This window comes from Paenibacillus solisilvae, from assembly GCF_042656405.1.
Taxonomy (GTDB): domain Bacteria; phylum Bacillota; class Bacilli; order Paenibacillales; family Paenibacillaceae; genus Paenibacillus_Z; species Paenibacillus_Z solisilvae.
Genome location: NZ_JBHSOW010000038.1, coordinates 32,179 through 43,012, shown reverse-complemented (window position 1 = coordinate 43,012; position 10,834 = coordinate 32,179). Strand labels below are relative to the sequence as shown.

The 10,834-nt window shown below is 49.5% G+C and carries 6 protein-coding genes and 3 pseudogenes; 6 read left to right on the top strand and 3 right to left on the bottom strand.

Features of this window, described 5'->3' with window-relative positions; genetic code table 11:
- Positions 1-132: 132 nt before the first annotated feature.
- Positions 133-378 (top strand): annotated as a pseudogene (locus ACFPYJ_RS10725) (spore germination protein); the annotation flags it as partial.
- 593 nt (positions 379-971) lie between these two features.
- Here ACFPYJ_RS10725 and ACFPYJ_RS10720 read toward each other — a convergent pair.
- The gene (locus tag ACFPYJ_RS10720; protein WP_379188125.1) at positions 972-1,835 is read right to left on the bottom strand and encodes a helix-turn-helix domain-containing protein; all 864 of its coding nucleotides are present in this window, start codon (positions 1,833-1,835) and stop codon (positions 972-974) included.
- 132 nt (positions 1,836-1,967) lie between these two features.
- Here ACFPYJ_RS10720 and ACFPYJ_RS10715 point away from each other — a divergent pair, with 132 nt between their 5' ends.
- Entirely contained in the window at positions 1,968-3,260 is a 1,293-nt protein-coding gene (locus ACFPYJ_RS10715) for a Gfo/Idh/MocA family protein (RefSeq protein ID WP_379188124.1), read from the top strand.
- 155 nt (positions 3,261-3,415) lie between these two features.
- Here ACFPYJ_RS10715 and ACFPYJ_RS10710 read toward each other — a convergent pair whose 3' ends face one another.
- Complete coding sequence (locus ACFPYJ_RS10710) at positions 3,416-3,703, bottom strand: helix-turn-helix transcriptional regulator (protein WP_379188123.1); 288 nt, start codon at positions 3,701-3,703, stop codon at positions 3,416-3,418.
- A gap of 43 nt (positions 3,704-3,746) precedes the next feature.
- On the opposite strand from ACFPYJ_RS10710, the pseudogene ACFPYJ_RS10705 reads away from it, so the two are divergent.
- From ACFPYJ_RS10705 to ACFPYJ_RS10690, 4 genes and pseudogenes are all read left to right on the top strand, one after another.
- Positions 3,747-4,250 (top strand): annotated as a pseudogene (locus tag ACFPYJ_RS10705) (carbohydrate ABC transporter permease); the annotation flags it as partial.
- A 451-nt stretch (positions 4,251-4,701) separates the two neighbouring features.
- Positions 4,702-8,862, top strand: coding sequence for a S8 family serine peptidase (locus ACFPYJ_RS10700; protein WP_379188122.1), 4,161 nt, complete (start codon positions 4,702-4,704; stop codon positions 8,860-8,862).
- A gap of 408 nt (positions 8,863-9,270) precedes the next feature.
- Positions 9,271-9,486 carry a dihydrofolate reductase family protein gene (locus ACFPYJ_RS10695; protein WP_379188121.1) on the top strand — a complete coding sequence of 72 codons (216 nt, stop codon included), beginning with the start codon at positions 9,271-9,273 and terminating at the stop codon, positions 9,484-9,486.
- A 217-nt stretch (positions 9,487-9,703) separates the two neighbouring features.
- Positions 9,704-9,973 (top strand): annotated as a pseudogene (locus tag ACFPYJ_RS10690) (DinB family protein); the annotation flags it as partial.
- 231 nt (positions 9,974-10,204) lie between these two features.
- Here ACFPYJ_RS10690 and ACFPYJ_RS10685 read toward each other — a convergent pair.
- A complete protein-coding gene (locus ACFPYJ_RS10685) occupies positions 10,205-10,627 on the bottom strand; it encodes a hypothetical protein (protein ID WP_379188120.1) in 423 nt (140 codons plus the stop codon).
- Between the last annotated feature and the right edge of the window lie 207 nt (positions 10,628-10,834).

The window sequence follows — 10,834 nt, the reverse complement described above, 5'->3', positions numbered from 1 at the left end:
TTTCAGTACACTTCACAAAATCAAAAACAAATGTTTTTCAGTGGCCTCGTATAGACCCCTCCGTATTTCTATAATGCCCAGATTGTATTAAGTTTATACATTACATGCTAGTATTTCCGACCACCATAACGGATGCCCATAATAGAAGAGATTCTGAATATTAATCATTTCCGAATGCCCATTGACACCATCTTAGAGTATATAGCGCGCAAGGCGTATATTCGATGGGATCGGTTCATTGCATTTTTTATGGCGCTTATGCTGCCGAGCATATATATCGCCATGAGCACCTTTCATTCGGAGCTGATTCCGACCGTTCTGTTGATAGCGGTTCTTGAAACGCGTGAGGGCATCCCATTTCCCGCTTTGGGGGAAGCCGCGGAACCGGCACATGCATAAGACCCCGAAACCTTAACATTTGAAAGCTTGAATAGTAGGCACTCCATTGCGAGTGTCTTTTTTGTATTATGGTGTAAGGGTAATCCATGCTTGATGGTGAGCATAAGGACGAAATACTTAAGAAGATGGCTGATATAGGTTTAGTGAACTAATAATAATGGGATGATGAATATTAAAATAATATAGTGAGGTTGGGCAAAGATGAATCAATGGATTGAAAGTTTGATCAATGGTGGAGTGACAACATTATGGGTATGGATTTCAATCTATGAAATTAAGAAACTTAAGGAAGGTCTGAGGAAGAACAATGGGAGAAGATAAATAAACTTCTGAGATTGTGCTGTGAAATTGCAATTGTTCTTCAGGGGATGGTTTGGTAATTGATATCCACCTCTGTAGTACGAAAAGACATAAGTGTTGTCACAGAAGTCTACAAGTATATGTGCAAGCAAGAAGGGTATGAACTTTTGCAGCGGTTTAGTCATATGGCAAGGAAAACCAAGTGGAGAGGCTGTCCCGTATCGTCTAAATTAGACTTGGCGTGACAGCCTCTTCTTGCGTCTATTGACTTGTCACCGTCTCTGCCGATGCTGGGAACGGTAACTTCGTGGCGACAACCCAAGGTGTGATTTGAACACTCTCTCAAATTGGGAAAAGCTTTCAAACCCAACTTCCCCCGCTATATCAATAATCCGGGCATCTTTCTCGTGCAGCTGCCGCTGAGCTTCCTTTATTCGGGTGATGCCGATATATTCGGTGAGACCAAAGCCTGTGAACCTTTTAAAGGTGCGGCTGAGATAGCTGGGGCTAAGGTGAAAACGGCGGCTCAGTTCACCAAGCGTGAGGGGATCCCGGAAATGATCCGTGATGTAGCGCGCAATCTCCATAGCTTTTGCCGCAGCAGGAGAGGAGGAGCTCTCAGTCGGCTCAGCCTCGGTGCTTAATGCGTAGCGTGCCGCAAACAGCAGCGCTTCAGCAGCGGCATGGCGAATCGGCAGTTCGTAACCAGGCGCGCGCTCCTGTGCCTCGCGCAGCAAACCGAACAGCAGCTGCTCGATATGCAGCCGGTCTGATGGCGCTAGCCGCAGGACGCGGCGGGGGCCGCGAAAGGGCGACAGTAACAGCTCGGCCTCCTCCTTGGAGAACTGCCCGAAATAGCGCTCATCGTAGTACAGTACGATACGTTCGTGATTAGGGATTCCGGTATCGGACGTCTTGTGAAGCTCGTTGCCGGGAATCAGCACAAGATCGCCGGGCTGGATCGTGTAGGATTGGTTTTTGATGAAATACAGCCGTTTGCCCCCAAACAAATAGTACAGTTCGTAGTGACCGTGCAAATGTTCGGCCGCCATCGAAAAGTGGCCTTTTCGACGATTATACTCCATAAATAACGGATCCTTTCGATTACCATAGTGCAGTTCGCTGCTGATATTCAATTCTAACCCCTCCAATAGAACAAAATATGCTTTGTTTCATTGATTTTAACATAGATTGCGGAGACATTAGTCAGATATTGCTGTATATTCGCATCAGAAGCATATCGAGGCTAATTGAGGAGAGATGGAAGTATGGCTAAGAAAACATATGTGCAGGTCGGTGTCGGCGGGAGAGCAGAATTTTTTTACGCCGCAGTCGCTAAGAGGTTCCGCGAGACGTCGGAGCTGCTCGCCTTTTGCGATATCAACCAGACCCGCATGGAATATGCAAACAAGCTGCTGACGGAAAAGTACGATTACCCGGCGGTGCGCACCTACAAGAGCGATGAGTTCGATAAGATGATCGCAACCGAGAAGCCGGACGCGGTTATCGTTACCAGCGTCGACCGGACGCATCATCAGTATATTATCCGTGCACTGGAGCTCGGCTGCGATGTGATCACCGAGAAGCCGATGACGGTCGATGAAGAGAAGTGTCAGCAGATTCTTGATGCTGTCGAGCGGACGGGGCGGAAGGTGCGCGTAACGTTCAATTACCGCTATGCGCCGCATCATACGAAGGCCCGCGAGTTAATCGCGAAAGGGACGATCGGCGACATCAATTCGGTCCACTTTGAATGGCTGCTCAACACGCAGCACGGCGCAGACTATTTCCGCAGATGGCACCGCGACAAGCGCAACAGCGGCGGCCTGCTCGTGCACAAGTCGACACATCACTTCGATTTGGTGAATTTCTGGATCGGCTCCCAGCCGGATACAGTATTCGCTATGGGCGATCTGCTTTTTTACGGCCGGGAGAACGCCGAGAGTCGCGGAATCACGCAGTTTTATGACCGTGCGACGGGCAATCCGAACGCGGAGAACGATCCGTTCGCACTGTCGCTGGATAAGAATGAGCATTTGAAGGCCATGTATCTCGATGCTGAGGCGGAGGACGGCTACCGGCGCGATCAAAGCGTGTTTGGAGACGGCATCTCCATTGAGGATACGATGAGCGTGCTCGTGAAGTACAAGAATAAAGCGCTGTTAACGTATTCGCTGAACGCCTATTTGCCGTGGGAAGGCTACCGGATCGCGTTCAATGGGACGAAAGGCCGCATTGAGATGACGGTCGTCGAGCAGTCTTATGTGAATTCTGGGGGCGACAAAGCGCTCGAAGGTGCGGTGAAAGGCGTGACGATTCTCGTCTTCCCGATGTTCGGCAAACCGTACAAGGCAGAATTCGAGGTGGGCGAAGGCGGTCACGGAGGCGGGGATCCGGTGCTGCTGAATGATATTTTCGGTGTACCGGTCGATGATGAATATCATCGTGCGGCTGATCATATCGACGGTGCGCGCTCCATTCTGACGGGCATCGCGGCAAACAAGTCGATCCGTACAGGGCAGGCAGTTAAGGTGGATGAACTGGTTAAATTTTACAAATAGAGTGGACTCGCTGCCATAGTCCCAACAGATTTATTTGGCCATAGTGGGAGTCATCGCTGATTGTTTGAGTCATGAATAGATAAGAATAAGGCTGCTTGCAGAATTTTCTGCAGCAGCCTTATTTTTCGCCTATTGCATGCGGTATATTTGATTCCTCAGCGGATACTTTTCCTATACTTTTCAGGAGAAACACCTTTTGTTTTTTTGAACATTTGGCAGAAGTAAGAGGGCGAGAGTCCCCCGACTTCCGAGGCAATCTCTTGAATCGACTTCGTCGTATTTGCCAGCAGCAAGCACGCTTCTTTCACGCGGCGCTGAATTAAGTAGTCGGATAGAGTTATACCGGTGATTTGCTTGAATAGATGAGAGATATGATAAGGAGACAGATGCAAATGCGATGACAGATCTTCCAAGCTAAACGGAGTCCTGTAATGGTCCTCCAACCATTCGCTAATACGCTCGACATGCGATTGAACACGCGAGTGAACCTATATTATCGTGAAGAACACAGGCTTGATCGATTCCATCTGGGCACTGATTTTGCCTGGAGCGCTCAGTGTATGGAACATGGTCCTGATGCTGAATTTTTTCAGAACGATTCCGAAGGAACTGGATGAGGCGGCAACGATTGACGGAGCCGGACATTGGACCATTTTATGGCGCATTTACCTGCCGGTCTCCTTGCCGTCTATCGCGACCATTGGATTGTTTACGATTGTGGGACACTGGAATGCTTGGTTCGATGGAATTCTATACTTGAATTCTCCGGATAAGTACCCCCTGCAGACCTATCTGTCCACACTCATTATGTCGATTAATTCCCAGATGACATCAATTTCGGTTGAACAAATCCAGGCGATGGAGAATTTGAGCGAGAAAACGCTTCGGACAGCCCAAATTTTCATAGGAGCGCTGCCGATTATGGTCGTGTATCCCTTCTTGCAGAAGTACTTTGTCAAAGGGATGACGGTTGGAAGCGTAAAAGAATAGATGTTGATTGGAAAGGGAGAAGAGAGAAGATGAACAACGTTAAGGTTGCATTGAATCGGGGCAGGACTGCGCCGTTAACAGACAGGTTGTAATCTTCACTCAGCTCCCGGCGAACTACACGAAAATAGAGAGCAATAAGTAGACTACCCGTCTGCATTTATTGTTCTCTTTTTTGTGCCGGAAAAAGGAGAAATTACAAGGTGCGCTTCGGGGGGTATAAAAGCTGGATACGAACCGTACTCGGTAAGGCTTACGATGTGCGCAGCTCCCTAGTCTGTAATCGTTAAATACATATTTAAATCTTTTAGCTTATATATTGATGTTTAAATCTTTTAACTTTTTTAATGTGTTGAGAAGGATTTTGTAACATCTTATCGAAATATTTAAAAATTGTAAGAACCATTTCCTTCCAAGGAAGGGACATTCCTGCTTATAGAAAGAAGGTATCTGATTGCAGAAATCTCTTAAAAAAGTCTTCCTCTCTGCTTTATCTGCAACTTTTTCCACCGTACTTCTGTTCCAGCCTTTCACTGCTCATGCAGCCGAAAACCAGCGCACAGATACGTCGTCCCTGCTGGCCAGCAGCCTGCTCCAAAGCAAGCTGTCTGCAGGTGAGCTCCAGTCCGGCGCGGGCCCGCTCATCTCTCCTCGTCTGAACACCACATCCACCGACAAGGTGAAGGTAATCGTTCAAATGAATGGCGCCTCCATCTCCGAAGGACGCTACGCCGCCAAGATGGGTGTGCGTTCTCTGAGCGCAGAAGCGACAGAAAGTGCTATTGAGAGTCAGCAAAGTGGTTTCATCAGCAGCGCCAAGAGCAGCGGCATCCCGCTCAAAGTGACCTATCAGTACGACACGGTGCTTAACGGGCTGGAAGTAGAGCTGCCTGCCAATCAGATTCCGAAGCTGGCTAAGCTGCCAGGGGTAAAATCCGTCTACGAGAACCGTACTTACTACTCGATCCCGGATGTGGAAATGACTCCATCCGCCATCTCGCCAGAATGCAAGTGCGATATCGAGCCGTTGAATCAGATCGGCGTCCCTGCGGCCTGGGCCAAGGGACTGACCGGTAAAGGACTTAAAATCGGCGTCATTGACACCGGTGTGGATTACGTTCACCCTGACCTGAAGAACGCTTACAAGGGCGGCCATGATTCCTTCTTCAATACGGACGACCCTTACGAAGAAATCCCTAATCAAGAGACTGGCAATGAAGGAACCTCACATGGCACCCATGTATCCGGAACCATCGCCGGCCGCGGGGAGAACGAAGCCGATCTCGTCCAAAAAGGCGTAGCGTACGAGTCCGACTTGTATGTGTACAAGGTACTCGGTTATAACGCTGAGACCGGTACAGCTTCCGGCTCCACCGCGCAGGTCATCGACGGTATCGAACATGCCGTGAAAGACCACATGGACGTCATCAACCTGTCGCTGGGTTCCGATGATGCCAAGGACACCTTCTCTCCGGATGCAATAGCCGTTAATAATGCTGTGCTGGCCGGAGTCATTGCGGTTGTGGCCAATGGTAACGCAGCCGATAGCGCTGAATCTTATTATTATTCTATGGGTTCTCCGGCATCCAGCCAGCTGGCTATCTCGGTCGGCGCGGTGAACAGCCCGAGCACGCATTATACAGCATCCGTAACCGGTTCAGTCTACCAGAAGGATGAGACGGTTACCGGCTCTGTCTATAACCATGAAGAGCTGAATCTGATGGGCTGGCGCACCGGCCAGGAGGATTTTGCATCCTTAATGGGAGCCGAAGCACAGCAGGCCGTTTATGTCGGACTTGGAGATGAGGGAGATTATGATGGCAAAAACGTGGAAGGCAAAATCGCCTTCATCTCGCGCGGCAAGCTTGCCTTCGTGGATAAAATTGCGATTGCTGAAGCTCACGGTGCCAAAGCCGCTGTTATTTTCAACGGCAACGCAGCTGCTGACGGAGTAAACGCCGATCTAAGCGAATCCATTAAAGATCGCGATTCGTTCTCTTCCGTCTTCTTGGGAGACAGCCTAGCTTTCATCCCTACCTTCGATATGGAAGGCAAGACTGGCCGAGCTCTAGCCAGATTGGCACTGAACAGCCCGGGCTCGAATATCGAGCTTGCATTTGACGCCGAGTACCCTTCTGAGTCCGACCCCGGTGATCACATGGCGGAATTCAGCTCCCGCGGGCCGAACTCCGATGGCACTCTCGGGATCAAACCGGATTTCTCTGCACCGGGTGTCAATATCATGTCCACTTGGCCCGCATACGGTAAGAACGACCCTTCCATCTCCTACGCTGAAGCGTATAACCGCATCAGCGGTACGAGTATGGCTACGCCTCACGTAGCGGGTCTGGCTCTGCTGCTGAAGCAGCAGCATCCAGAGTGGAGTCCGTTCGAGGTCCGCGCCGCTCTTGCCAATACGGCGGATGAAATCAGTGATGAAGAAGGCATCCGATATGATGTCTACTCTCAGGGCGCAGGACGCGTGAATATCGCCGAAGCGATCGAGACTCCTGCTGTACTGCAGACGGTCGAGAAGCTGACGCTGCTCGATAAAAACATGAATCCGTATGATGTTACGAACTATGGCGACAATGCCAGCTTCGGGTTAATGAAAGCGGGAGATCCGGCGAAGTCGGTTACCCTGCAAGTATACAATACATCCGCAGCTTCGGTATCGTATACGGCAGAAGTCGTCCTGAATGACGAAGTAACCTCAGATCCGTATGAACCAACACAGACGCTGGACGTTAGCAAGATCAACGCCAAGCTGACCGGTCTGACGGACGGGATCGTAAGTGCCGATGCCTCCGCCAAAAAGACGTTCGCACTGGAAGTCGCGCCAGCTGTGGATGCAGCTGATGGCGTGTATGAAGGGGATGTTGTTCTCAAGGCTGACGGCAAGCCGACCCTGCACATTCCATTTGTCGTCCACGTAGGAACAGAGCTCCCGGACACCGGATTCACCGTTCAGGATATTCAGCTGTCCAATCGGATTATCTCTCCGGACGGCGACGGAGTGAACGATACGATCGACATTTCATTCAAGCTGGCTGCTGACGACATCAATTACTATGAGATTGAGATCGACGATCTTAATGATGAAACCGTTGGCTACCTGCAGTCCGTTGGGCCGCTTGACGAGCCTCTCCAAGCAGGCCGCTATACGTATAATGGCTTTGACGGCACCTATCCGTTCGATGCCGAAGGCAGCGAAAAGGAAGGTACGCTCAAAGACGGTACTTATTCCTTAATTGTAACAGCCGCTAGCATCGATATTGCCCAAAAAGCAATCAATCGTACGGCTGTTGCCGTCCAAACCTTTTCAATTAAGCACAACCAAGTCATACCGACACCAGGCCCTGGCACACCTGTTGTAATCGCACCGACGCCAACACCGGCTCCGCCCTCTTACGCGCTGACGGCAATCACCGGGCAAGGGCTTCAGCCTGTCGAAGTGAAGTCGACGACGACAGCGGAAAGCACCGCTACCGTGGCTACCGTCACTTATGGAGACCTTCAGTCCGCGATCGGCAGCGTAACGTCTCCGCTTGCGATTGTCGTGAATGTGGATGCTCACGAAGGCAAGGCCTCCAAGCTGAGCCTGACCGCTGAACAAGTTGCCCTATTGGCTGCAGCGCCGCAAGGCAGCTCACTGTACTTGAACGTTGGTTCTTCGGCTGTCGAGCTCCCGCTCTCCCTGCTGAAGTCAACTCCTGCGGGCAGCGGCATTGAGCTTGTAATCAGCTCCGCTTCCGATCAGGCAGCCAAATTCGGGGCTGAAGTGAAGGGAGCCTCCGTCCTTGGAGTTCCAGTCTCATTCGAAGTCAACATGGTGAACGGCACGTCCGTGAATCCTCTTGCCGTACCTGCAGATGTGTTCATCAAGCGCTCTTTTGTCCTGGATAAAGGTATCCTGACCAACAAAGCAGGCGTCCTGTTCATCGAGAACGGGAAAGTCGCTCCTACCCCGGCTGTGTTCACCGCGAACGCAGACGGCACCACAACGGTTATCGTGAACCGTCCCGGATTCTCGGTTTATGCCGCTGTTAAACGCGATGTTGCATTTAGTGACATTTCAACTTCTTGGGCCCAATCCCGGATCCAAGCACTCACTGAGAAGTTCCTGATTAATGGCACGTCCGACACGGCCTTCTCACCGAAGAAATCTGTGACCCGTGCCGAATTCGCTGCCATGCTTACCCGCGGTCTGGGCCTAAGCGCAACTGCTGCAGCTCCGTTCAAGGACGTAGAAGCAGGCGCCTGGTACTCCGACTCGATCGGCGCGGCTTATGCGGCGGGTCTGATCACCGGCTACACGGACGGCAGTTTCCGTCCTGATGGAATTATCAGCCGCCAAGAGCTCGCCGTCATGCTCGCCAAGGCAAGTGCGCTCCTGAACCTTAAAGCCGACAATGGCGGTTCGCGCAATGTTTACCGTGATGAAAGCAGCTTTGGTACCTTCGCCAAGGACAGTATCGCCATCGTTACGGCGACTGGCCTGATGGAAGGCTCGGGTATGAACGGTTCCATGCTGTTCAGTCCATCCTCTCCGACGACGCGTGAAGCAGCCGCTACCGTCCTGTACAAGCTGCTGCAAGCCGGCAAGTTGATCTAATACCCAAATAACCTTTACTTTATAAAAGCAGCCCGGGAATCTCTAAGTAGATCCAGGGCTGCTTTTTTTATCGCGATTGAGCTGGAACACAATACCAGGAAGGCCATTCGGACATACCTGAACAACCAGTGCTTCACTCTCTGTATGGGTCGTAATCCGCCGCAGGCACTCAATATCACGTCTTAATTTTTGTGTCGTAGGTATCACTGTAAAGTTTAATGTACTTCAATTTTGTATTATACAATATGGAGAGAATGATGTACCAAATAGGCTCTAAGTTTATTTCAAGATCGACAGGGTTTTACAATTATTACAGTCATCGCGAATGTAATATGAACTTATCAAATGAAGGAGGAGCAATTATGCGAAAAATTGTAATGCTAAACCGAGTATCTATCGACGGCTATTTTGCCAGTAGATATTCTTATCTTGGGAAGCGGCACAATTGTACAACAACTTGCAAACGAAGGTTTGATTGACGAATATCTGTTCATAATGACTCCAGTTGTTGCAGGTGAAGGTAAGCCTCTTTTTAAACATGTCAAGCAATTCGGCCTTACACTTTTAGAGACAAAGGCCTTTAGGTCTGGAAACGTGTTACTGCATTACGAGTTAAAGAAATAGATAGTTTTCCCTAAATGTGTCCCTAGTTTTTTTGTTGTCCACCGTATTGCCTGTGATACGGGATCAATGAGATCAGCCAATTTTCTCTGGTTGACCTCGTCAAGCCTCAGTCTCGTACTCCATGATCCTATATAAAATGAGGGTCTTTTCCCCGCACCACATTTCTCAGGCAGTGTCCAATTATTGACCACAATGATTGCAGCGGCCCCGCCTCCGGAAGCCTGAGTTCACGGAGCCATTCGAATCCTTTGCCAGCCTGCAGAAAGTGATGGATTTATCCGCGAGGTTTCACATGGAATTTCGTCCTTTTGTCATGTCGTGGACCAATGAGATGGAATTGGGGGAGCCCGTTAACTTCAAATATGGAGAAGTCATGCGCCATGTCATCGCCCATGAAATCCACCATATCGGCCAATTGTCCGTATGGTCGAGGGAAGTGGGCAAAGTCCCCGTGACGGCTAATCTCATTCGCCGGGGATTGTTTTAACCAACGGGACACGAGAGTTCAAAAAATGTAACACGATTGAAATCTTATTTTCATCTCGGTTTAATGAAGTGTATCTATAATAAAACTTGACCCCCCTTTAAAATATACACTTTAGACCCGCAGCCCGTTGCTGCGGGTCTCTTTTTGCTATTGAAGTAACGGGCAGTATAGTGGAATATTATCTAACCTTCCGTCAGTTGGTTCTCATTTATTACGTTCTCGTTCATCGGCTTAATCCGAGATCGCAATTGCATTGAAACTTTCCATTCCTATTCGAGTTGCTTCAATCGTACAGAATAAATATAAGGTATAGACGAGTTCATTGGATGGAGGGTACGGAACATTGTAATCGGAAGCATTGATTGTGACGACTTGCACAGGGGAAACAGTGTTTCCAGTGCCATAAATAGCAGTAGCGACTGACGTTCCAGTCAGATCTGTCCCCCGTCCAATAGCAAGTACAATGACCGTATCTGGTGCTAATGGCTCTGGGAGCCTAAGTTCAGCTATTCCTGTGAATTGCACACGGATGATACCACTTGCACCAGTGACATTCAAACCGACCACCCCAATAGGCGTTGGTGTATTAGCTGGCAATATGGTTGTTGAATTGAGGTCGGTGTAACTTTTGTTTTGAGATGTACTAGCATCCAATAAGCGTGCCATCATCCTTTTATGGGCAGATTCTACTACCCATTTTCATCATCTGTGGTGCAGCGCTTGCGCTGCATGTGTGGCTAACGGGCAGGATAATTTAACCAAATAGCGAATAGATAGTCTTTGAATACTTCGAAAATACCGGATTCCACGGGCGTTAATACTGAGGAGGTCTTCATATGTCATTTCCCTTTGATTGTATTA

Coding starts and splice junctions, on each gene's coding strand:
- ACFPYJ_RS10715 (WP_379188124.1), top strand. CDS start 1,968: ATGGCTAAGAAAACATATGTGCAGGTCGGTGTCGGCGGGAGAGCAGAA.